At 58.8% G+C, this 23,994-nt stretch carries 19 protein-coding genes; 9 read left to right on the forward strand and 10 right to left on the reverse strand.

Annotation, left to right across the window (positions count from 1 at the left end):
- Window positions 1-86: 86 nt before the first annotated feature.
- Entirely contained in the window at window positions 87-1,424 is a 1,338-nt protein-coding gene (locus JAO29_RS06810; protein ID WP_334267439.1) for a sensor histidine kinase, read from the reverse strand.
- 10 nt (window positions 1,425-1,434) lie between these two features.
- Window positions 1,435-2,145, reverse strand: a complete 711-nt coding sequence (locus JAO29_RS06815; RefSeq protein ID WP_334267440.1) for a response regulator transcription factor — start codon at window positions 2,143-2,145, stop codon at window positions 1,435-1,437.
- Window positions 2,146-2,340: 195 nt separating this feature from the next.
- Between JAO29_RS06815 and JAO29_RS06820 the strand changes: the two genes are divergently transcribed.
- Both JAO29_RS06820 and JAO29_RS06825 read left to right on the forward strand, forming a co-directional pair.
- Window positions 2,341-2,718, forward strand: a complete 378-nt coding sequence (locus tag JAO29_RS06820) for a response regulator (protein WP_334267441.1) — start codon at window positions 2,341-2,343, stop codon at window positions 2,716-2,718.
- Window positions 2,719-2,741: 23 nt separating this feature from the next.
- Window positions 2,742-4,535, forward strand: a complete 1,794-nt coding sequence (locus JAO29_RS06825) for an ATP-binding protein (RefSeq protein WP_334267442.1) — start codon at window positions 2,742-2,744, stop codon at window positions 4,533-4,535.
- Here JAO29_RS06825 and ltaE read toward each other — a convergent pair.
- Window positions 4,532-5,560: a low-specificity L-threonine aldolase gene (ltaE, locus tag JAO29_RS06830; RefSeq protein ID WP_334267443.1), complete on the reverse strand. Its 1,029-nt coding sequence runs from the start codon at window positions 5,558-5,560 to the stop codon at window positions 4,532-4,534. The genes JAO29_RS06825 and ltaE overlap by 4 nt on opposite strands.
- A gap of 33 nt (window positions 5,561-5,593) precedes the next feature.
- Window positions 5,594-6,808, reverse strand: coding sequence for a radical SAM family heme chaperone HemW (gene hemW / locus JAO29_RS06835; protein ID WP_334267444.1), 1,215 nt, complete (start codon window positions 6,806-6,808; stop codon window positions 5,594-5,596).
- Window positions 6,809-7,010: 202 nt separating this feature from the next.
- On the opposite strand from hemW, the gene JAO29_RS06840 reads away from it, so the two are divergent.
- From JAO29_RS06840 to JAO29_RS06850, 3 genes are read left to right on the forward strand one after another with little or no spacing between them, the layout of a single operon-like run.
- On the forward strand, window positions 7,011-7,817 hold the full coding sequence (locus tag JAO29_RS06840) for a MotA/TolQ/ExbB proton channel family protein (protein WP_334267445.1): 807 nt from the start codon (window positions 7,011-7,013) through the stop codon (window positions 7,815-7,817).
- Between the two features lie 2 nt (window positions 7,818-7,819).
- Complete coding sequence (locus JAO29_RS06845) at window positions 7,820-8,233, forward strand: ExbD/TolR family protein (RefSeq protein WP_334267446.1); 414 nt, start codon at window positions 7,820-7,822, stop codon at window positions 8,231-8,233.
- A 24-nt stretch (window positions 8,234-8,257) separates the two neighbouring features.
- On the forward strand, window positions 8,258-9,049 hold the full coding sequence (locus tag JAO29_RS06850) for an energy transducer TonB family protein (protein ID WP_334267447.1): 792 nt from the start codon (window positions 8,258-8,260) through the stop codon (window positions 9,047-9,049).
- Between the two features lie 252 nt (window positions 9,050-9,301).
- On the opposite strand, the gene JAO29_RS06855 is transcribed toward JAO29_RS06850, so the two are convergent.
- Window positions 9,302-10,642, reverse strand: a complete 1,341-nt coding sequence (locus tag JAO29_RS06855; protein ID WP_334267448.1) for an enolase C-terminal domain-like protein — start codon at window positions 10,640-10,642, stop codon at window positions 9,302-9,304.
- 92 nt (window positions 10,643-10,734) lie between these two features.
- On the opposite strand from JAO29_RS06855, the gene JAO29_RS06860 reads away from it, so the two are divergent.
- The 4 genes from JAO29_RS06860 to JAO29_RS06875 all read left to right on the forward strand — a co-directional run bounded on the left by JAO29_RS06860 (window position 10,735) and on the right by JAO29_RS06875 (window position 15,010).
- Window positions 10,735-11,514, forward strand: a complete 780-nt coding sequence (locus tag JAO29_RS06860) for a ThuA domain-containing protein (RefSeq protein WP_334267449.1) — start codon at window positions 10,735-10,737, stop codon at window positions 11,512-11,514.
- An 87-nt stretch (window positions 11,515-11,601) separates the two neighbouring features.
- Window positions 11,602-12,972, forward strand: coding sequence for a Tol-Pal system beta propeller repeat protein TolB (tolB, locus tag JAO29_RS06865; protein ID WP_334267450.1), 1,371 nt, complete (start codon window positions 11,602-11,604; stop codon window positions 12,970-12,972).
- A gap of 105 nt (window positions 12,973-13,077) precedes the next feature.
- Window positions 13,078-13,839, forward strand: a complete 762-nt coding sequence (pal, locus tag JAO29_RS06870) for a peptidoglycan-associated lipoprotein Pal (RefSeq protein ID WP_334267452.1) — start codon at window positions 13,078-13,080, stop codon at window positions 13,837-13,839.
- Window positions 13,840-14,017: 178 nt separating this feature from the next.
- On the forward strand, window positions 14,018-15,010 hold the full coding sequence (locus JAO29_RS06875) for a tetratricopeptide repeat protein (RefSeq protein ID WP_334267453.1): 993 nt from the start codon (window positions 14,018-14,020) through the stop codon (window positions 15,008-15,010).
- Here the strand turns inward: JAO29_RS06875 and JAO29_RS06880 are convergent.
- The 5 genes from JAO29_RS06880 to carA form a co-directional block, all read right to left on the reverse strand.
- On the reverse strand, window positions 15,007-16,344 hold the full coding sequence (locus JAO29_RS06880) for an MFS transporter (RefSeq protein WP_334267454.1): 1,338 nt from the start codon (window positions 16,342-16,344) through the stop codon (window positions 15,007-15,009). The genes JAO29_RS06875 and JAO29_RS06880 overlap by 4 nt on opposite strands.
- Window positions 16,345-16,647: 303 nt before the next feature.
- Window positions 16,648-17,688 (reverse strand): dihydrodipicolinate synthase family protein, encoded by a 1,041-nt coding sequence (locus tag JAO29_RS06885; RefSeq protein ID WP_334267455.1) that lies wholly within the window; start codon window positions 17,686-17,688, stop codon window positions 16,648-16,650.
- 17 nt (window positions 17,689-17,705) lie between these two features.
- The gene (carB, locus tag JAO29_RS06890; RefSeq protein ID WP_334267456.1) at window positions 17,706-20,972 is read right to left on the reverse strand and encodes a carbamoyl-phosphate synthase large subunit; all 3,267 of its coding nucleotides are present in this window, start codon (window positions 20,970-20,972) and stop codon (window positions 17,706-17,708) included.
- Window positions 20,973-21,004: 32 nt separating this feature from the next.
- A complete protein-coding gene (locus JAO29_RS06895) occupies window positions 21,005-22,699 on the reverse strand; it encodes a hypothetical protein (RefSeq protein WP_334267457.1) in 1,695 nt (564 codons plus the stop codon).
- Window positions 22,696-23,832, reverse strand: a complete 1,137-nt coding sequence (carA, locus tag JAO29_RS06900) for a glutamine-hydrolyzing carbamoyl-phosphate synthase small subunit (protein ID WP_334267458.1) — start codon at window positions 23,830-23,832, stop codon at window positions 22,696-22,698. The genes JAO29_RS06895 and carA overlap by 4 nt, the downstream gene beginning before the upstream one ends.
- Window positions 23,833-23,994: the final 162 nt, after the last annotated feature.

The following is a 23,994-nucleotide window of genomic DNA, read 5'->3' on the forward strand; positions in this document are numbered from 1 at the left end:
CTGTGCTTCTTACTTAAGTGTGAAGGCCAATTGTTACGGGAAGGTTACATCGAAGTGAATACGCCGAAAAACAGGTGAGATAGCACTCACGCAACTCTTGGAAGCGTGAAAATAAATGTACTTCCGGCATTCAGATCGCTTTCAACTTTTATGGTTCCACCCTGGCTTTCGACCACATGTCGTGCGATCGCCAACCCGAGGCCGGTCCCTCCCGACTCTCGGGAGCGGGCCTTGTCCACCCGATAGAATCTCTCAAAGATACGCGACAGGTGTTCAGACGCAATTCCGGGACCAAAATCCTGCACCCTGAACTCGACGAAGTCTTCCGCCGTTCCAGCGCTGACGACCACACGGCTGCGGCCATCGGCACGATGCTTGCCGTACTTGATTGCATTTTCAATGAGGTTGCTCAGAACCTGAACGACGGAATCCTGATCCGCCAGCACCTGCGACTCCGTCGCCTCCCCTATCTCCAGAACCGCCTGTTCGTCCTGAACCATCCCGCTCATCGCTTGGACGGCGTCCCGTACCAGAAGGTCCGCAGGGATAGGCGCCGGATGAAGTTTCTGCTCTGACGACTCGACCCTCGCCATCACCAGCAGATCTTCTGTCAGTCGATTCATACGGCTGGCATTCTTATGGATCGTCGTAAGAAACTCTCGTGCCTGCGCACTCAGGCTCTCTTCATGGTCCAGAAGCGTCTCAACATACCCCGTAATCGAGGTCAATGGCGTGCGAAGTTCATGGCTCACGTTAGCGACGAACTCCCGTTGAGTCCGCTCCACTGCTTCGATGCGTGTAATGTCGTGGAGCACAGCGACCGCGCCTCCTCCCGGCATCGGCGAAGCGGAGACCTCGAATATCTTTCCGGGCAGAAGAGAAGTTGAGTGTCGCTCGCTCAGAACGCGCTGCTCGACAGCAATCCGGACGCACTCAAGGACCTCCGGATCACGAATGGTCTGGACCAGCGCATGACCCACCCGGATAGCACCAGAGAATGAGGGTCCCGGGATCAGTCGCTGCATACGCTGGTTCGTCCACTGGATTCGCCCGGAAGCATCGACGGCGACGACGGCATCCTGCATACTGTCGATCATCGCCTCCAGCTCTCGTCTGCTCTCTGCCGCCTGGCTCAGGGTCCGGTCCACACGGTCTGTGGTCTGCGAGATGGCGTGAGCGAGATTCTCAAACTCACTGAAGGTGTACTTCGGAGACGCAACCGAATCGGTGCCGATCTTGGAGGCGGCAACCTCCAGGCTGTTCAGATCCCGCCACACCAGGCGCGTCCACAGGAGAGAAAGCCCGACTCCGCCGAGAACGGCCAGACCGCCGCCCACCATCCAACCTGTTGAGCCCGCCAGCGCGGTCACGGCCACCGCAACTGCAATAGAAAGTGCCAGAGAAAGGAATAAGCTACGCTTCACGTCCGGCCTCCTAAGCCGGAATCTGGACAGACTTCGGGATCTCGAAGCGATACCCCGCCCCACGCATCGTCTTCAAAAAGCGCGGCGTCTCGGGATCCAGTTCAATCTTCTCCCGGATACGTCTCACGTAAACATCGACAGACCGCGGGGTGACAAAGCGAGCGTCGCCCCAGACCGCGTCCAGCAGGTGATCCCGGCTGAATACCCGTCCAGGGTGCCGGGCCAGGTAGTCGAGCAGGCGAAACTCTGTGGCCGTCGTAGTCACCAGTTCCCCGGAGACCCGAAGCTGCATCGCCCCGGCATCGATCTCTATATTGTCGAACTTGACCAGAGACGGCGCCGTCGGACGCTCAAATCGTCGGAGAACTGCCTTCACGCGGGCAACAAGCTCACGGGTTCCGAACGGTTTGGTGATGTAGTCATCGGCTCCAAGCTCGAGACCGTGCACACGGTCGTTCTCGGCTGCACGCGCCGTCAGAAAGATAATCGGAATGATGCTCAGCGTCGGGTTCTGACGCAGCCGCCGGCAAAGGTCGAGACCATCGCCTCCAGGGACCATGATGTCCAGCAAAAAGAGCGACGGGGGCTGACGCTCGGCGTCCTGAAGTATTTGCCCCACAGCAGGGTAGGACTTTACGGTGAATCCAGCACTCTCCAGGTGGTACTGCACCAGCCGGGAGATGTCGGTGTCATCTTCTAATAGAAAAATCGTCTGGCTCAAACGGATCGACCTCAATCTAGATACGCGACGTTTCCGTCTAACAGCTTAGCGCAAGACAGGTTTCAGCTTTGCTAACGTACGGTAAATCGTTAATGTTGGTTTCGCAGGGTGTTGCTGCGTATACTTAAAGAGAGTAAAGATAGCTATCGTTTCTTTCTGTCCTGAACTGGCCCGTCGCTTCAATCGGATGAAATTATGGAACGGAACTCCCATCTTCTTCTTTGTGTTGACGACGAACTGGTTGGACTTAAGGTCCGCAAGATACTCCTTGAACGCGCCGGCTATAAAGTGATCACCGCGATCGACGGTGCCACCGGCATCTCTCTCTTCGAAAAGGAACCCGTCGACGCAGTCGTTCTGGACTACTCCATGCCCGGCATGCATGGCGGAGAGGTTGCAAGTCGGATGCGTCAGCTGAAGCCCGGTGTCCCCATTCTCCTTCTGTCAGCTTATATTGGTCTTCCCCTCGAAGTGACCTCCTTGGTCGATCTCTACATGACCAAGGGCGAGGGAGCTCCGGTCCTTCTGCAGAAACTCGGTATCCTTCTGCAGCAGCCCGTAGCTGCTCCATAAATTTCGATGGGCCCAACGACCACGTGAATCTAACCGAGTTCAACCGAATCCTACGGCAGGTCTTTCTGCTTCCGGTGATCGCCCTGTTGATCACCGCGGGTGCTCTTTACCTTCAGGTACGGGGAGCTAATGACACGGTCAAGCTGATCCAGGGAGCGGATGCAAACATCGCTCAGGCAGCGCTGGTCGCCAAGCTCATCGCCGATCAGGAATCCGGCCTTCGAGGCTTTCAGGCTACCGGAGATGACAGGTTTCTTGCCGATTTCCATCAGGTTGAGGGCAGCATCCAGTCCGAATTGGACAACCTCTCCGCCGCCGTGCAATCCGACGCGAATCAAAGGCGCAACATCGAAGAGCTTCGCAACGAATATCAGAACTGGCACGATGCATTCGCCCTGCCCATCATGGCCACAGTGCGTGCCGGTGGAACCGCCAACGACGTCACTCTCAATCTGTATGGCAAGACCCTGATGGACGAAGTCCGCCAGGACATCTCCACCATCACCCGGCGCGCAGAATCCCGCCGTACCTTGCGCATCGAGCGATGGCATCGCCAGGTACACACCCTCATCCAGGTCTTGGTCGTCGTTGCTCTGGGTATGGGATTTCTCATCGGCCTTTTCACCCGGGGACGCCTCAAAGGCGTCTCTTCCGCCTATCGGACCTCTCTCGAGGTTCTCAGCCGGCGTGCGGAAGAGCTCTTTCAGTCCGAACAACGCTTGCGCACCACACTGACATCCATCGGCGACGGCGTCATCACCTGCGATGCCGATGGGCGGATTCAGATGATGAATCCCGTCGCCAGCGAACTCACCGGCTGGACCCAGGAAGAAGCCTCCAACCGTCTCCTCGAAGATGTCTTCCACATCGTGAACCAGAGCACCGGCGAGACGGTTGAGACGCCCGTCGCGAAGGTCAAGCGACTGCGCACCGTCGTGGGAGTTGCGTACGACACAGCGCTTGTCCGCAAGGATGGCACCCGCATCCTCGTCACCGACAGCGGCGCTCCCATCCGTGACCAGACCGGAGAGATCATCGGCATCGTTCTTGTCTTCCGCGACATCACCATGGAGCGCCGGACCCAGGAGAGCCTTCTTGCCAACGAGAAGCTCGCCGTTGCCGGCCGCCTCGCCGCGACCATCGCGCACGAGATCCACAATCCTCTCGACGCCGTCTCCAATCTGCTCTACCTTATGCGCAACGGCGTCACCGAGGAAGAGTCGAAGCAGTTCATCGAGATGGCCGAAAGCGAGCTGGCCCGGGTCACCCAGATCAGCCGCGCCATGCTCGGACTCTATCGTGAGTCGCGCGCTCCCGTCCCCGTCGACCTCAAAGAGAGCCTTCAGGACATCCTGCTCCTCATGGAGCACCGCCTGCATGAACTCAACGTCACCGTCGAGACGCAACTTCCCAATGCGGTCATGGTGAACGCCTTCCCTGCCGAACTCCGCCAGGTCTTCACCAATCTCATCGCGAATGCGGCCGAGGCCTGCAGCCCGGGCGGCAAGATCCGTGTCGAAGCCCGCGAAATGAACGCAACTCCCGGTGCATCCGGTGGCGCCCTCGTGGTCATTCATGACAACGGCGCTGGAATCCCCGAAGAGGCCCGCTCCCATCTGTTTCAACCCTTCTTCACCACCAAAGGAGAGCGCGGAACCGGTCTCGGTCTATGGGTGAGTCGGGGAATCATCAACAAGCACGGTGGTTCTATCGATATCACCAGCGATGACGGAGACTCCAGGCGCGGCACTACCGTGAGCCTGTTCATCCCTGAGAAACCCGTGATCAGTTCCGCCTCACTCCCGCAAACGGTTTAGAGCGCCTTCAACTGCTCTCTCACAATTGCGGATGCTTCTTCGCATCTCTCGCGACTGACATCGTAGTGCGTGACAAACCTCACGCTGTGCGGCCCAATCGCACTGGCCAGCACGCCTCTCTGCTTCAATCCGGCGCAGAATGCGACAGCATCCCCCTCGCCCCTAAGACTGAAGATCACGATATTGGTCTGCACATCCTGCAGATCGATCTCTGCGCTTGCCTCATTCGCCACCGCCTCGGCCAGCAGCCGTGCATTGGCATGGTCGTCTGCGAGGCGCTTGCTCATCTCCTGCAGCGCGATCAGCCCCGCCGCCGCCAGCACACCCGCCTGACGCATCCCTCCGCCCAGCGCCTTCCGGAAGATCCTCGCTCGTTCTATCGCTTTTGCACTGCCCACCAGCATCGAACCCACCGGGGCTCCCAGACCCTTCGAGAGGCAGAACATCACCGTATCGAATCCCGCAGTCAACGCTGCTACATCCACCCCAAGTGCCGTCGCGGCGTTGAAGATTCTGGCCCCGTCCAGGTGCAGCGGTAGTCCTGCCTGCCGGGCTCCACTCCAAATCTCCTCCAGCACCTCCAGCGAGGTCACCGTTCCCCCTGCCATATTGTGGGTGTTCTCAATGCAGATCAGGCCCGTCGGCTGGCGGTAATAGATCTTCGGGCCGATCGCCCGCCGGATCTTCGGCCATGTCAGAACACCGCGGTCGCCCTCAACCGTGCGCGGCTGGCACCCCGAAAAGGACGCCATCGTCGCCATCTCCCAGTCAAGCACGTGCGACCGCGCCTCACAGATGACCTCCTGTCCATGCTCCGTATGCAGGCGGATCGCGATCTGGTTCCCCATGGTTCCCGTCGGAACAAAGATCGCCGCCTCCCGCTTCAGAACCGCAGCCGCCTCCTTCTCCAGTCGGTTGACCGTGGGATCCTCGCCGTAGACGTCATCCCCTACCTCCGCCGACGCCATCGCCTCGCGCATGGCCTGTGTGGGGCGGGTTACCGTATCGCTTCGCAGATCGATCATTCTTTCATGTCTCCATGTATTGCAAACTCTTGCTCAGACCGCGGCAGCAACCAGCAATCTGCTGAACACCTCGTTTGAGGCAAGTCGTCCCTTGGCCGTCAGCCTGATCCGCTCCTCATCCATCGTCAGCAGTCCGGCCTCGCATACTTCCGCCATCGACGGCATAAGCGACTCAACCATCTCCACGCCAAAGCTCTCTCGTAAGTCTGTCAGTCGCACTCCCGCATTCAGTCGCAGTCCCAGGAAGATCGACTCTTCAAATGCGGCCTCGCGGCTCACCCGCTCTACTGGTCGCTCCTGAGCCTCGACTCCAACCATCGGAAACGGGCCCGTTGGATCGTTCATGTAGACATTCATCCCGTCCGGATTCTGAAACCGCACCGATCCATTCTCCGACAGCAGCATGGAGTGGGCGTCCAGACCAAAACCTATATAGGGGAGCCGCCTCCAATACTTCATGTTGTGGAGCGATCTCTCTCCATCCCTCGCAAAATTCGAGATCTCATACTGCCCGGTCCCCGCCTTTTGCAGGAGTTCGCATCCCATCTCATACCACTCGGCAACATCGTCCTCATGCGGCAGATCGCCTGCACCATAGCGGACCCCGCCAGCGAGAGCCTCGCGGCCAAGACGGGAGTCCTCATCCACCTCAAGCATGTACACGCTGATGTGACCGACGCCGCTCTCCAGCGCACGGTCTACTGACTCTCTCCAGCTTGCCTCCGTCTGATGAGGCAAGCCGACAATCAGGTCCAGTCCTGTCTTTGAAACACCTGCTGCCTGCAGACGAGCGATCTCCGCCTCGCACTCCGGCCCGGTATGCAGCCTGCCGACGGTCCTCGCCTCGCGATCCACAAACGACTGCACGCCCAGGCTCACACGATTCATTCCCTCTCGCTGAAGCGCTTCAAGCGTCTCCGAACTCAACTGTCCCGGAGCGCACTCAACTGTAATCTCTGCTTCCTGCGAGATATGGAACTCACCTCGCAAAGCGGTAAAGATTCGCCGGAACTGATCCGGGGATAGCAAACTCGGCGTCCCTCCTCCGAAGTACACCGAGTCCGCCGACGCTTCCAGCACCGCGCCCGTGCGCTGCGCTTCGTGCCGAGCACTTACAATCTCGCGGCACAGACGGTCTATGTAGCTGTCCATCCTCTCGGAACCAAACACGTCCGAAGCGAAGTTGCAGAAGCTGCACTTGGCCTTGCAAAAGGGTATCGAGACGTAAATACCGACGGGAGTGTTCAACCGCGAAGATCCTCTGGTCTCATTCTTTCATGGAGCATTGTCTGCGACATGCCCCCGCAATCCTCCTAGCGCAGCACTCTCTGCTGTGTATTTCTTGCAAAATCACGCTCTTCTCTTCCCTTGTGGGGGTATCGCAAAAAGAACACCTTCGGCCCCGGGCAACGTCGAACGATTTACACTACCCTCTGGTGGACAGATAACTATGGTTTGGACCCTAGCCCTCGCCCTTCACTTCCTCCAGGAAGACGCAGCATCCCTGCCTCCAGCCAATGCAGCAAGTTCCAGCGCCATTGGCGAGATGATTCACAACAGCGGCCCCGTTGCATTTACAGTGCTGGTGCTTCTCCTGTTGGCCAGCATCTTCTCCTGGGCCATCATGCTTTCCAAGTGGTCAAGCCTGGGCAAAGCCGACAAGCAGAGCAAGCGCTTCCTCCGCGCCTTCCGCAAGTCCAGCCGTCTCAGCGAAATCGCTACGGTCGCAGAGCAATTCCGCCCCAGTCCTCTCGTCTCGGTCTTCAACGAGATCCACGATGAATACCAGCGGCAGAACGGCGGCCGAGGTCTTCCCCGCAACCCCATCGCTCTCGAACGCGCCGCTGCAACTGCATCCAGCGAGTCCCTCACCCTGATGGAATCGAGGATGACCTGGCTCGCCACCATCGCAGCCATCGCGCCGTTCATCGGCCTCTTTGGAACCGTCTGGGGCATCATCGACGCCTTTCACGGCCTCGGTACCGCAGGCGCCGCTACCCTGCGCGCTGTAGCGCCCGGCATCTCCGAAGCTCTCATCACGACAGCTGCCGGTCTCGTCGTCGCTATCCCGGCTGTCGTCGGCTACAACCAGCTCACCGCCCGGCTCCGTGAGCAGGGAGCGCGCATGGACGACTTCGGTCGCGAGCTTCTCAACGCCATCGAGAACTCCGCCATGGTTACGCCCACACAGCCGCCTCAGCCGCCCGCTCCCACCTATGCGCCAGTTGAAGAAGCGCCTCGCCGGAGGACGTTCTAGTCATGGCTTTCAGCGCAAAGGGAAGGACCCAGACAGCACTTGCAGAGATCAACATCACTCCACTGGTGGATGTCGTTCTCGTGCTCCTGCTTATCTTCATGCTCACTGCGCCCGTGCTGCAGTCCGGCATCGATGTGGCCATCCCGCGCACCCGCACCGTCGCCCAGGTGACGGAAGATCGTATGGTCGTCACCATCGATCGCGAGCAGAACGTCTTCCTTCAGGACAAGCCCATCAACGTCAACGAGCTTCCAGCGCGCCTGCGCACCACGGGGAAAGGTGATCCTGCCAAACGCGTCATCTATCTTCGCGCGGACGAACGAGTTCCCTTTGGCGCCTTCGCCTCTGTCATGGATGCAGTAAAGCAGGCAGGGATCACGAACATCAGTATCGTGACCCGGCCGCTCGAGAAATAACCCTCAGCAACTTACTTACGGAACATGGCAGACATCAGCTGGAATCCCGACGAGCAGTTCGCAGACGACAATCTGCGGAAGAACTTCGTTGGTTCGCTTGCGCTCCATCTCTTCATCGCCGTGGCCATTGCGGCACTCGCCTACTTTCATAATCGCGGCCATAACTGGGGGGAAAATGCCGCGAATGCTGGAGCGATTCAGGCAACCATGGTCTCCTCGCTTCCTCTTCCACCAAAACAGCGCGAGCTGGACACCGGCGTTCTGACCTCCGAGAATCCCAGCCCCGCTCCGCTCATCTCTCCCGAGAAGACAGAGCCGCCACCTGAGCCCCACGAAGTAACGCTGCCCGAGAAGGCCAAGCCGCCCAAAGTCGCGGAGAAGCCCACGCCTGCGCCTCCCAAACATCCGCAGCCCACGCCGCCCCAACCCACCAAGGCAGCCACCGGCGAGACCGCAGGTATCCGCATTCCGCAGTCGACCCTAGAACTTAAGAATGGCACCGCCTCCGCCATGGTGCAGGATCGCACCTTCGGCAGCCGCTTCGCTTACTACGTCAATATCGTCAACCGTACCGTCGCCCAGAATTGGTACACCCAGGAGGCCGACCCTCGCGCCTCCGTGGGCAAGAGCGTCACTGTCCTCTTCGACATCGATCGTGCAGGCGCGCCCTCCAATCCTCGCCTCGAGACCCGCAGCGGCTCTCCCTCCCTCGACCAGTCCGCCCTCCGCGCCGTGCAGCGCGTCGAAGGCTTCGGCCCCCTCCCCGCCGGAGACCACATCACCGTCGAATACACCTTCCACTACACCCAGCCTTGAGCATCAACGATCAGCCTTGAGCCTCAACAATCAGCCTTGAGCTTCAACACTCAGCCCTGAGGGCCTGGATAATAGCTCTCGAGCAAAACGCCACCCCCCCCAAAGAATTGTCATCCTGAGCGAAGCCAACGGCGGCCTCATCGCCATTGGCGCAGTCGAAGGATCTGCGGTTCCCCTCACCAGCCTCCGCTTTCTCCATCGGAGCAATACCGCAAACAATCATCGGCCGGAGCGTAGCCCTCCAAAGAACCCCTACTGCTTGATCACAGTTCCATCCAGCCGCCTAATCTCGCCCCATCCTCCGTTCAATCCATTCTTGCTGGGAGTAAATGGAGCCTTTGCGGCCTCCTTCTCATCGATCTCGATTCCCCATCCCGGGGCCTCATTCACCCAGAAATATCCATCCCTCATCTCCGGGCATCCATGAAAGATCTGCTTCGTCCGTTCATTGAACGACGTGTACTCCTGAATGCCGAAGTTTGAGCTGACGATATCGAGCGTAATCTGCGCCATGTGCCCCACAGGCGAGACATCCCCCGGTCCATGCCAGGCCGTCTTTACCCCGAAGTTTTCCGCCAAAATCGCGACCTTATGCGCCGGAGTCAGGCCGCCCATCTGCGACAGATGGCAGCGGATATAGTCAATCAGCCTGCCCTCAATGAGCGGTCTCCACTCGTGCGGCGAGTTGAACAGCTCCCCCATCGCAATCGGCGTCGTGCAGTTGTCGCGAATCTGCCTGAAGTACGCAATATCCTCCGGAGACAGCGGATCCTCCACGAAAAACATGTGGAACCTCTCTGCCTCTTTGCAGAACTCGACCGCCTGGTTCGGGGACAGGCGTTCGTGCACGTCATGCAGCAGGTTCACCTCGTCACCCAGTTCCACCCGGCATGTCTCGAGCATCTTCAGAGCGCGCCGCATGTACACGGCAGGCTCGAAGAACGGCTTGTCGTGCAGCGCCTTGTAGTTCGTCTGCCCCCCGCTCCTCGATCCGTAACCCGCCATCCCGGGCACGCCGATCTGAACCCGCACATTGCGAAACCCGTCACCGAAATACCGCTTCGCCGAGGCCACCACATCAGCATCTTCCGCGCCATCGGCGTGTGCATACGTATCCACCGCCTCGCGTACCTTGCCTCCCAGCAGCTGATACACCGGCATACCTGCCTGGCGCCCCTTGATATCCCACAGCGCCTCATCGATGCCGCTAATCGCGTTGTTCAGCACCGGCCCGTTCTTCCAGTACGAGCTGTCATAGCAGGTCCACCAGATGTCCTCGATCCGGTCCGTTGTCTTCCCCATCAACAGTGGCTTTAGATATCTCTCGACCGCCGGTTTCACCAGATCCGCTCTCTGCGTGAAAGTCCCGCATCCGTAACCGTACAGACCATCCTGGTCCGTCGTGATCTTCACCACTGTCAGCCGCGAACCGGCAGGCTCGCACTCGATCACGCTGATGTCCTTGATCTTCGGCGCAGCCATCCCCCGCGTCGCCTTCTCTACCTGCGCCTCTGCCCGCATCCTCGGAGCAGTCATACCGCACGCCGTTGTGGCCGCGGCCATCTTCAAGAGATCCCGTCGATTGATCGCCATGACACGGAGAAGCTTACACTGACCCTCAGCTCCGGCCACGAACACCTGCCTCAAATCATCCCGCGCGCTGCTGATTCGCGCATAATGCTCTGGTGTCCAGATTCCCCGCGCTCGCCGCTCTTCTCCTTGCCCTCGGCCTCACTCACATCGCTCTTGCGGCGCAACCCAAGGTTCTCGTCTACACCCGCAGCTACACCCCGGACGGCAAGGGCTACGTTCACGACAACATCGCGACTAGCGTCGAAGCCATCCGAAAGATGGGTGCGGAGAGCCACTTTGCCGTCGACTCCTCCGACTCACCCGAAGTCTTCACGGAGAAAAACCTGAGCCAGTACGCCGCCATCGTCTTCGCGAACAGCAACAACGAAGCCTTCACCACCGATCAGCAGCGCGCCGCATTCAAGCAATACATTCAGTCCCACCACGGCTTCGTCGCAATTCACTCTGCCTCTGGTTCAGAGCGTTCGTGGCCATACTTCTGGCAGGTCGTTGGAGGAAAGTTCGTCGAGCACCCACGTCTCCAGACCTTTACCATCCACGTAGCCGATCCCGCCTTCCCTGCCGCAAAAGGTCTCGCCTCCGACCTCTCCTGGACCGACGAGTGTTACTTCACCGACCACCTCGGCCCGGACATCCATCCCTTCCTGACCACCGATCGCACAAAGCTCGCCGGCCTCGAAAAGATGCGGACCAACCCGGAGACCTACCGCAACCCGCTTCCCTTGGCGTGGTTCCACACCTTCGACGGCAGCCGCGAGATCTACCTCGCGCTCGGCCATCGCAAAGAGGATTACAGCAACCCCATCCTCTACAACCTCATCCGCCGCAGCATTCTTTGGTCCATTAAGGCGAAAGACTCGACCGGTAAATAGCAGAAATACCTGGCCGTACAAATTTTGGTTCGCTCGCGGCACATCAAAATAACCGTCCGTACCCTCTTTGCGTCTACGATAAAAGAGATGAAATATCGTCCCGCTCGTTCTCTGGCACAAATCCTTCTGCGGCCCACGGCCCTTCTCGCACTCTTCGTGCTGCTCTCCTCGCCGGCAGTTCGGGCGCAGGACTGGTTCAAGACCGAGACCTCGGCCGGCGTCTCCAACATCCGGATCGCCGTAGCCGACTTCAAGCCCACATCCTCCGATCCCCAAGGCGCCTCGCTCAAGCAGACCTTTGACACCACCCTCTTTAACGATCTCTCCAACGCGGGAATCTTCGACGTCGTCTCCAAGAGCCTTCTCCCGCAGGCCACGCCCGGAGCTCCCGCAGAGATGAATCTCGCGCAATGGTCCGCCGCACCCACCAACGCCGCCATGGTCGCCTTTGGTGCCTTCGCCAGCTCCGGCGGCCGCATCACCGTCAACGGTTTTCTCTTCGACGCCAAGAACACCCAGTTCCCCCAGGTCCTCTCCAAGCAGTACAACGAAGAGGCGAATGAGGAGATGGCGCGCCAGGTAGCGCACCGCTTCGCCGACGAGATCATCTTCCGCCTCGGTGGAGGCGTCCCCGGCATCGCCGAAACCAAGGTCTACTACGTCAGGGTCGCGGGCGGAAACAAAGAGATCTGGGCGATGGACTACGACGGCGCCAATCAGCACGCCATCACCCACCTCGGCGCCATCTCCATCTCTCCTCGCGTCTCGCCCGACAACAGCCGTGTCGCCTTCTCCTCACTTGGCCGCGAGGGCTTCCAGATCCGGATGTACTCGCTCCTTCTCAACCGCATGGTCAGCTTTCCAGGTGGTGGCGGAACCAACCTCTCCCCTGCCTGGTCGCCCAACGGCCATGACATCGCCTTCTCCTCGTCCCGCACCGGCGATCCCGAGATCTACATTGCCGACTCCAACGGAGGAGCCGCGCGACGCGTCACCAGCTTCCGCGGACCCGACGTCTCCCCGGTATTCAATCCCAAGACCGGCTCGCAGATCGCCTGGATCAGCGGTCGCACCCACCTGCCGCAGCTCTACATCATGGACGCTGATGGTTCCGCCGTAACCCGGCTGACCGACGGTGGATATGCCACCTCTCCTTCCTGGTCCCCCAACGGCCAGTTCATCGCCTTCGCCTGGGACCGCAAGTACGGCCCCGGAGCGCCCGGCGGACAGGACATCTACGTCATGGAGGTCGCCACCAAGCGGTGGATTCAGGTGACCCACGACATCGGCCGTTGCGACTTTCCGTCCTGGTCTCCCGACGGTCGTCACCTTGTCTTTGCGAACTCCCCTGACGGTCGTGCCTCCAGCACACGCATCGTCAGTATGTTGGCCGACGGCACAGGCCGTCGTAACCTGACTGGCCCAGGCGCCGACATGCCAAACTGGAGCTGGAAGTAGTTGAGCGGCATCCCTGCGAGAGAATTTCATTGCAGTGCTCGCAGATAACCTGAAACCCTTAGTTTCATCCGATCGAGAAAAGAAAGAGCAGGAGAAATCTCCAAAATGAACGTATCGCCCGCAAATTACCGCAAGGCTCTGGTTATGGCTGCAATCGTGGCCGCCCTTAGCGCCGTCACTGGCTGCCACAAAAAGGACAAGGCGGTGAATCCGGCAACCCTCGGCCCCGCACCCGTCTCCGCTCCCGCACCCACGGCTACCCTCACCGCCGACCCCGCCGCCATCGACGTTGGCCAGTCCGTGGTGCTGAACTGGCGCACCACCAATGCCACCTCCGTCACCATCGACGGCATTGGAGAGGTCCCGGCCAACGGAACTCAGACCGTATCCCCCTCCACCTCGACCGACTTCCACCTGACCGCCAAGGGCGACGGCGGATCAACTGAGGCGAACGTCCGCGTCACCGTCCGCGTTCCTCAGGCGCCCTCCGCTGGCAACGGCGAAGGCGACATGGGTTCGGAAGCTGCCTTCCATCAGAACGTGAAGGACGTCTTCTTCGACTACGACAGTTACGATCTCCGTCCCGACGCGCAGAGCTCTGCCCAGACGGCCGCTTCCTATCTCAACTCGCACCCTGCCATCAAGATCGTTATCGGCGGCTACTGCGACGACCGAGGTTCGGCAGAGTACAACCTTGCCCTTGGCGAAAATCGCGCCAACGCCGCCAAGACGGCTCTGGTCAACGCCGGTGTAGCCGCTTCGCGCATCCGCGTCATCAGCTATGGCAAAGAGAAGCAGTTCTGCACCGAGGAGAATGAGAGCTGCTGGCAGCAGAACCGACGCGCTCAGTTCTCGCTCGATCGCTAACCCGCAGCTGGACGCAACCGCCCGGGTGCCCCATCTTCGCGACAGTTTCATCGTCGCTAAGGTGGGACATTCGGGCGAAGCTCGAACCAGCCTCTCAACCTTCGCGAATCAATCGATCGCGGACACTCTCCACTCAACCTCAACAGCACTCTGAATAAAGAAAAGCCGGAAAGCCGCCATGAATATCTCAATCCCCATCTTCAGACGTTCGGTCTCGATGGCCTGCGCGGTCTTCGCTGCATCGCTTCTCCTTCCCGCATCTCCCGCCTTCGCGGTCAGCAAGGAGATCGTTCAGCTTCAGACCCAGGTACAACAGCTCCAGGACGCCGTCGCCCGTCTGCAGCAGTCCAACGATGAGCGTATGGGCGTGATGAAGGACCTCGTTCAGCAAAGCGCTGACTCGGTCAATCGCATGTCCCTCAACATCGATTCGCTGCAGAAGCAGCTACAGAACCGTCAGCAGAATCAGGACACCAAGGTCGATCAGGTCTCCGGGCAGATTCAGGCGCTCAATGACTCCCTCGATGAGCTAAAGGCTCGCATGGGACGCCTGGAAAAGATCGCCCAGGACATCCAGAGCCAGCAGCAGACCATGAACGCGAACCTCCCACCGGCAACGGGCGGCGGAATCCCGGCAGATAACGCTGCGCCACCGGCCAGCACGCCTCCTCCCGCTGCAACCACGCCAGCTCCGGTGCGCCGGGGAAAACCCGCAGCCGGAACTCCCATGTCGGAGGTAGTTCCGGCGCCTCAGCCCACAGCCGCTCCCGCCGCGCCCCCAGTAGACGACCTGTATAAAACCGCCCTCGGCGACTACATGGGGGCGAAGTACCAGCTCGCCTCCTCCGAGTTCGGAGACGTCATCAAGTCCTATCCCGACCACCCCCTTGCAGGAAACGCCTCCTACTACCAGGGCGAGATCGCCTATCGCGCCGGACACTACGAGGACGCCATCAAGAGCTATGACCGCGTCATCGAGCAGTATGGCGACAGCAATAAGGTGCCCGTCTCCCATCTCCACAAGGGCCAGGCTCTTCTCGCCCTCAAGCAGAACGATGCAGGCGTCCGCGAGCTCCGCGCCCTGATTCAGCGCTTCCCCAACTCCCCTGAAGCCATGCAGGCGCGCAGCAAGCTAAGCGGCATGGGCGTCACCGTCGTTCCCAGGCACTAATCCCCTGCTAAAACTCCAGGTCTCGTCTTGTCACGCAAGGGTTGGTTTGCGAACAACGAGGTAATCAGGATTCCAACGGGTAGAATCATGCTCCCCACCAGAATCATCCTGTAGTCCCCTGTCGCAGAGTCTCCCAGGCTGAACAGATACGGTCCCACGGCGCTGCCCGCAACAATCCAGCTCATATTGACTCCGGAGATCGCCCCCAGGTGCTCTCTGCCAAACAGCTTCGGCCATGCGGCGCTCGAAAGCAGCGAAAACAGGCCATTCCCCATTCCGAAGCCAAGAGCCGTCAGTAGAAATCCCTGCGTCGTTCCATAGGACCGGACACCCAGCAGGCCGATACATATCCCGAGCTGCATCACGGCGAGCAGGTATTTCAGAGGAATCCAGTCGCTGATCGCACCTCCCAGCAGGTCCGCTGAGGTCGAAACGATTGCGACCGGCAAAAAGACACTGAACGCTTTGGCATTGCTCATGTGGTTCAGCTGGGCGATTCGTTCCATATGGAATGTAATCGCCGTAAACAGCATCGCCTGCGCCGCCATCCCAAGATTGAATGCCCAGAACGTAATCGTCTTCTTCGCCTGCTGCGCCGTAAAGGAATACTGCTGCTGCTCCTCTGCATTGTCCTTTGCGGCAATTTGTGACCTTTTGCCATCGATGACCAGCCCGCAGGCCTCCGGCGATTTGCGAAAGGTGATCCATGCAAACACCGCCATGATGAACGACCCGGCAGCCAGGACCGTGAGAGACCTCTGCCAGCCGAAACGCAGGATCAACCGGTTGACAACAAGCGGTGCCACCCCAAACCCGAACGCGACGAACAGGCCGCTGATCCCCAGCACCAGGCCTCGGCGCCTCTCAAACCACCGTCCCATCATCGTTCGGGAGGCGATCGTAAGCTCGCCCTGCCCGAAATGCCGGATCCCCAGGAAGCCGACAAACGCGACCAGCGCTCCGCTCCACTCCGCCGAAAGATGTGTGGCCGAGGACAGCGCACGGCTGATAGACGGACTGGCGGAAAGAAACAGGAGCCAGAAGGCAAGCCCCACTGCGGCAACGACCGCAACTACTCTTGACCCGACGGAATCCAGAAGGCGTCCCACAAACGGCAGCAGCATAGCCGATCCGAACGTGCCCAGCATATAAGCCATGCTCAGTTCGACCCGGGTCAGGTGCAGACTCGACAGCAGCGAGTCCGTATAGATGCTGACACCCATGGTCTGACCGGGCACGCTCATGATGATGCCAACCGTGCCGGCCAGCAAAACCACCCAGCCGTAGTAAATCCCGCGGCGCTCCGTCACCCGAAGCAACACGTCTCTTTTCAAAGGTAAATCGTCTCTCACTAAACCATTCTATGGGTTGATTTCTGCTCGGTCGTTCCTCAAGGAAGGGTTTCTCCTTCTGGCTGGAATCGTCAGAAGACCCTGTCAAGTCACTTGCCGCGCAAAACTATTGTTTTCAGCTGGATAGAAATGCCGATTCACCCTTCTCCGGCAGCTATCCTAAATGTAGGGACCGAGAGCGACGAGAACTGCTCTGATCTTCACAGCGTCACATCTCCAAACACGGAGGTCCGGAACTAAGTCTCATCATTAGAAGATTTTGCGCAAAAAGTGTACGGGGGGAGGTCAGTTGCGAATCCCGGCCATCACCCTCTCCACCTCTTGCCGCTGCTCCGCCGTCAGGGACAGCAGGGGCAGACGTGGACGGCCGCCAAAGTATCCGTTCAGGTCGCAACCGTACCGGATTCCCGGAACTCCAAGCTCCTCTTCCACCAACGCAACCGCAGGCGCTAGGCGCGCCTGCTTTTCATCGGCGAGCGGCTGGTCGTCGTCCTTCCAGGCCGCGTAGACCTCGTAGCAGCCCTGAGGAGCAGCCGCAGCGAACCCCGGCATCAACCCCGATGCCCCGGAGCGCAGACCGGTCAGACCGTTCGCCGTGCTGGCTGCGATCACCTGGAATCCGATTGTCTTCGTCCGTGTCTTGATAGCAGGCTTCGGAGCCGCCGTCGCCACAGCTGCGCCGCCGCCCAGGCTCTCCGCCGAGACGAACGTCGCCGCCCCATCGTTCTTCATGGACCGCATGCGTCCGGTCACCGCAGCAAAGACGGTCGTGACCGTGACCTCCCGGCGCACCGAAGAGGTCAGCTCCAGGATTCGCGCGATCCGGTCCTGAGATACCGTCTCCTCTACGAGACCGATCACACCTGGATGCGAGGCCAGCTCTCCGGCCAGTTCGAGCGGAAGGCCGGCGGATCCAGTCGAATAAAGAAGAACCGGAAGCGGCGAGCGATCGGCTAGCGCCTGGAAAAACGTCAGGATCTCCCTGGGCTGGTTCTCCCGCAAAGACGCAGGCCGCTTGACCAGAATTGCATCGTAGCCGACCGAAGCCGCAAACTCTGCCAGCTCCAGCGTCCCGGCAACACTCCCGCGCGAGACTCCGGCGGTCATCACCTTGCTGTCCGCAGCCGCGCGAATCGCCGTTTCCATCGTCTCGCGAGTTTCGCTGTCCGACAACAATGCCGCTTCGCCCGTCTCCGCCAGCACGGCCATTCCAGCGGCCGGAGTTCTCGAGTAGCGGCCGACGTTGTGTTCCAGCTTCCGAAGATTCAGCCGCCCATCGGGATAGAACGGAGTTGTCAGGGGCAGATGAAGACCTTCCATCAGCATGGTCGATCGATCCTTTCCTAGCGCCCGGCGTGCAGCGCCTGGAGCGCATAGACGCTGAGGTCGCCGCTTTGCAGCGAACTGATTCCTTCTGCGGCAGCGCGCGCAGCAGCAAGCGTTGTGATAGTCGGTATCCGGGCCTGGACTGCAGCCCGCCGGATCGCCTTCTCGTCGAAGAACGTGTCCTGTCCGCGAGGCGTATTGACGATCAACTGGATCCGTCCTCCTTTGATCAGGTCGACGACGTTTGGCCGTCCTTCCTTGACCTTGTAAACGCGTTCCAGCTGCATTCCGGCGTCCTCGAGAACCTGCGCGGTTCCGTGCGTCGCTACCAGATGAAAGCCCATCTCGACAAACTGCCGCGCCAGGGTTACGACACCCTTCTTATCGTGATCGTTCACGCTGATGAAGACGGTTCCCTTCAACGGAAGCTGCTGCCCGGCTGCAGTCTGTGCCTTGGCGAAGGCCTCGCCGAAGTTATCAGCGACTCCCATGACTTCGCCCGTCGACCGCATCTCCGGTCCGAGCACAGGATCGACCCCCTGGAACTTGCCCCAGGGAAAGACCGGAGACTTGACGAAGAAGTGCGCGCCGGTTCCCAGGTCCTTGCCCGACGCGACCTGCTCGGGAAGGAGCTGCTTGAGCTTCTGGCCCACCATGATGCGCGAAGCGATCTTGGCGAGCGGTATCCCGGTTGCCTTCGAGACGTACGGTACCGTCCTCGATGCGCGCGGATTGACCTCGATCACGTAGACCTTGCCGCGCTGGATGGCGAACTGGATATTCACCAGTCCGCGCACCGAGAGTGCCGTGGCCAGTTTGCGCGTGTAGTCGCGGATAGTCTCGAGCACGTCCGCCGCGATGTCGACCGCTGGAAGCACGCAGGAGGAGTCGCCGGAGTGAATTCCAGCCTCTTCGATATGCTCCATGATCCCGGCGATGACCACATCCTCGCCGTCGCAGAGGGCGTCAACATCAACCTCGGTCGCATCTTCCAGGAAGTGGTCGATCAGAACCGGGCGCTCCTGCGAATACTCGATCGCAGTCGTCATGTAGCGCACCACCGCCGCATCGTCGTATGCGATGACCATAGCGCGTCCGCCAAGAACGTACGAAGGTCGTACCAGCACCGGATAGCCCACGCGATTCGCACCGGCAACAGCCTCTTCTACGCTGGTCGCCATCGCACCCTGAGGTTGAGGAATTTCGAGTTCTTCGATCAGTTTGCCGAAACGTTTGCGGTCTTCCGCCAGATCGATGGATTCCGGAGAGGTTCCGATGATGGGAACACCGGCCTTCTTCAACGGAAGCGATAAATTCAGGGGCGTCTGTCCGCCAAACTGAACGATCATGCCGATCTCGGCGCCTGAACTTGCTTCGTGCTCGTAGACTTCGAGTACGTCTTCGAGCGTCAGGGGCTCGAAGTAGAGACGGTCGCTGGTATCGTAGTCAGTCGACACAGTCTCGGGGTTGCAGTTGACCATGATGGTCTCGTAGCCGTCCTCGCGCAGAGCAAAGGCTGCATGGCAACAGCAGTAGTCAAATTCAATTCCCTGGCCGATTCTGTTGGGTCCGCTGCCGAGGATCATAATCTTCTTCTTCGACGTCGGCGGGGCCTCGTCCTCTTCGTCGTAGCAGCTGTAGAGGTAGGGCGTAAAGCTCTCGAACTCGGCAGCACAGGTATCAACCAGCTTGTAGACCGGATTTACGCCGAGCTTCTTGCGTAGAGCACGCACCTTTGCCGTTCCTTCGGAGCCGATCAGACCCCAGACTGCAGCAAGGCGTTCGTCTGAGATCCCCATCCGCTTTGCAGTGCGGAGCTGGTCGGCCGTTACCTCGTCGATGCTTGCAGTCCCGATGGCCTTGATCTCGTCGGTGATCTGCTTGATCTGGTGCAGGAACCAGGGATCCATCGTCGTCGTCCGGGTCACTTCCCTGACGCTCATACCGCGTTCGAAGGCATAACGGATATACGCGAGGCGCTCCGGATGTGGAGTTACCAGGCGCTGGGTCAGGCGGCGTGGCTCAATGTCATCGGCTGTGGCTCGCTTGCCTGTTTCAAGAGAACGCACAGCCTTCATCATGGCTTCCTTGAAGGTGCGCCCAATTGCCATGACTTCGCCGACCGACTTCATCTGCGGTCCAAGCGTCTCGTCAGCCCCGGGAAACTTCTCGAACTGCCACTTCGGAATTTTGACGACGACGTAGTCGATCGTCGGCTCGAAGCAGGCAGGCGTGGCCTTGGTGATGTCGTTCTGAATCTCGTCGAGCGTATAGCCCACCGCCAGGCGGGCAGCGATCTTCGCAATGGGAAAACCAGTCGCCTTGGATGCCAGGGCGGAGGAGCGCGAGACACGCGGATTCATCTCGATTACTGTCATTCGGCCAGTCGTCGGATTGACGGCGAACTGCACGTTCGAGCCACCGGTCTCGACACCGATCTCGCGGATGACGCGAATCGCTGCATCGCGCATGACCTGATATTCGCGGTCGGTCAGAGTCTGTGCCGGAGCGACCGTGATCGAGTCGCCGGTATGAACTCCCATCGGATCGAAGTTCTCAATGGAGCAGATGATGATGACGTTGTCTTTGAGGTCGCGAACTACCTCAAGCTCATACTCCTTCCAGCCAAGAACGCTCTCTTCAATCAGACACTCATGGACCGGGCTGAGATCCAGACCGCGTGAGAGTATCTCGGTCATCTCTTCCCGGTTATAAGCGATACCTCCGCCGGAGCCGCCGAGTGTAAAGCTGGGCCGGATGACCGCGGGGAACCCGATCTTGGTGGTGAACTCTAGCCCGGCACTCACGGTGTTTACGAGCTGGGACTTCGGCATATCGAGGCCGATCTTGTTCATGGCGTCTTTGAACAGGAGACGATCCTCAGCCTTTTTGATGGCCTCCAGCTTGGCGCCGATCAACTCAACGTTGTGCCTCTCGAGAAAGCCAGAGTCAGCCAGGTCGACAGCGAGGTTCAGAGCGGTCTGTCCGCCCACCGTAGGGAGAACGGCGAACTTACCGGAACCGGATGCCATCATCTCGGCTTCGGCACGGATGACCTCTTCGAGGTAGGAGGCATTGAGAGGCTCGATATAAGTTCGGTCGGCGACCTCAGGATCCGTCATGATCGAAGCCGGGTTCGAGTTGACGAGGACAACTTCATATCCCTCGGCCTTGAGAGCCTTGCAGGCCTGTGTGCCTGAGTAGTCGAACTCCGCCGACTGTCCGATCACAATCGGCCCGGAGCCGATCACAAGAATCTTCGCGATGTCGTTTCTACGTGGCATCTGCTTTTGTCACTCAACTCTTTCCATTTTGTTTAGAAAACTTCATGTTCCGTTCGGCTCCAGCGACTACTCTGGACGATATAGTCATCCATCGGATATCCCGGATAGACCGTTTGCCATAAAGGCTTCCATTTTGCCTCGATAACCACCCGATAAGGGCTGTCCTTTCGGATAGCGACTCCATACAGGAGCGCATCATCAAAAACGATGTATTTATTGAGGAAGTCAGGCTCGGCAAACATTTGTCCACGTTGAAACGTGTAATCGGAATGCGGGAGCCATATAAGGTCCGGTCGGCGCCGGATCAGATCTTCGACTCGAAATCCATGCAATGCAATGTTTGTATCGTTTAGACCTGACAGGTCAATCAACTGAACCTGAGGAGCAATCGCTCCGATGTAACCGACCTCCGAACTTGCGAGAGTAGCTCCCGCCGGTAATCCGCGGACCAGTCCATCACCAAAGATGAAGATGCTTTCCCGCCAGGAGATTTCGGGAAGAGGCCGTTTGGCGCGCGTGACGCGGTCCGCTTCTTCATAAGCAAATCTTCGCCCCTCGAACGTTCGATCCAGATGATAGAGGAGTGAAGAAGGATAATTTTGTGCAACCAGGTACAGAACGATGGCTAAGCCGGCAAATCGGAGTATGGGTCTTTCTTCCGATTCAGACATTTCCCTCGGTTTCGGAATCAATGCCAGATCGAGTGTCAATAATGATGGAATCACGATCAGTGGAAGATAGGGCAGGTAATACCGTGCAGAGAACCCCATGATCTGGAGTACCGTCAGGAGGTAAAAAGATACTGCTAGTAACGGAAGGGTGAATGCAGAGATGAGCGCCGAGGTTTCTCTGCGCACACAAAGAACTATCGTTGCGAGATAAAGGCCGCTCGCAGCCAGAAACTGGACAAACGAGGTTGCCGGGGTCCAACTCCTCTTGTAACCCTCATAAAAATGCCGTCCCTTTATATAAAAACTCAATGGTAAAGCAGTTCCGAAATAGAAGCGGGTTAACACCCCGATTACTACAATCCCCACGACAAATCTGCCGAAAAACCATGTAAGGTCTCGGACGGTACGTTGCGTCTTCAATAACAAAAATGCTGCGCATGGGAAAAGAACAACGACGATCCCTGCCTCAGGACGAGTGAGCAACAGCAAAATTCCGACGATGCCGCACAAGAGCGACGATCTGCGCCCCTGCAACCAATGCAAAAGCGCGCCCACATAAGCTGCGACCATAGCCATCGCCAACATCGTTTCCATGCCTGTTGCAAGATTATCCAAAAAGACCGGGGCCACCAGTAAAGGGAGCGCTACAAGGGGCAATACATTCATCCAGTGCCGAAGGTAGCTACTTCGAGCCAGTGAGGATACGGTCCATGCAATCGCCACCAGCGCAAGACCTGAACAGATACTGCTCAACAACTGGAGTTTGAACCCTGGATTTCCGGGGAAAAAGGTAAGCAGCCAAACCGCCGCCCCCCATACAAGGCTTGTCTCGCCAAATGTATGCTGACCCGCAGCATTCCAGCTCATCCCAAATCCGTTATGGAGATTCTCGGCATATCTATAGAACATGAATGCATCATCAAACCAAAGCCTCGATCTGGTTCGGGTATAAATTCTGGAAAGCCAAAGCAATGAGGATGCAGCAACAAAGAAAGCGGTCCACAAAGAGAACGTTCTCTCTTCTTCGCGGGTGCCCGTTCTTGTCCGTGCATTCACTTCTTCCAGTCTTCCATCATTCTGCGGAAGTCCTTGAAGAGGTAGTGAGAGTCATGTGGGCCAGGACTGGCCTCCGGATGATATTGCACGCTGAACATGGGGTCGGTCTTATGACGGAGCCCTGCAAGCGTCTGGTCATTGAGATTGGTGTGCGTCTTTTCCACGGCATCCGGTAAAGACTGGGGGTCAACATTGAAGTTGTGGTTCTGTGCGGTGATCTCAACCTTCCCCGTCTGGTGATTCATGATGGGGTGATTCCCGCCGTGGTGACCGAACTTCAACTTGTATGTCTTGCCACCGAGAGCCAGACCGAAGATCTGATGGCCGAGGCAGATTCCAAACATCGGCGTCTTCCCTTGCAGCTTCTGCACGTTTTCAATGGCGTAGTCGAGTGGCTCGGGATCGCCGGGTCCATTGGAGAAGAAGACTCCATCTGGGTTCATCGCGAGAACTTCTTCGGCCGGAGTCTTCGCGGGTACGACAGTGACATTGATGTTCTCGCGCGACAGCATACGCAGAATGTTTTCTTTGATTCCAAAGTCGTAGGCGACCACATGGAGGGTCTGATCGTTCGCGAGTGCGGACTTCAGCAGAGGGTCGCCAGTCTGATTCTTGGGCTCGGTCGCATCCCACTTGTACGGCTCTTTTGTGCTGACGACACTCGCCAGATCGGTGCCTTCCATCCTGGGGATGGAGCGCGCCTTGGCGACCATGGCCTCCGCATCGAGATTATCTCCGCTGGCCATCACACCGCGCATAACTCCATTGGCACGGAGATGACGGACGATGGCACGAGTGTCGACCTCAGCGATTACGGGGACGCCGTAGCGCTCCAGATACTCGTCAGCTACCTGAGTAGACCGCCAGTTCGAGCTGACAGGAGAAAACTCACGTGTAACGAGACCTTCGATGTATGGTTTCCTCGATTCGGCATCCTGCGGAGTTGTTCCATAGTTGCCGATGTGAGGATTGGTAAGAACGACGATCTGGCCTGCATAGGAGGGATCGGTGAAGATCTCCTGATACCCGGTCAAAGATGTATTGAAGACCACTTCGCCGGAGCACTCCGCCCGTGCGCCAAAACTTTTGCCGCGAAAGATGCGCCCGTCTTCGAGCGCCAAGATTGCCTGCATTGCCTCTCCGAGGAGTGGATTTAATAGATTCTAGCAGCATCTACGCGAGTGCGCTCGCCGCTGGGCGGATCATCTCTGACGTTATGAGCCAGCAGGGCTAAATTCGCACGTTCAGCGACCCGCTGGGGATGGGTCGTGAGGCAAAGAGAGGCCAGAAGACGC

The organism is Edaphobacter sp. HDX4 (genome assembly GCF_036877565.1).
GTDB lineage: Bacteria > Acidobacteriota > Terriglobia > Terriglobales > Acidobacteriaceae > Edaphobacter.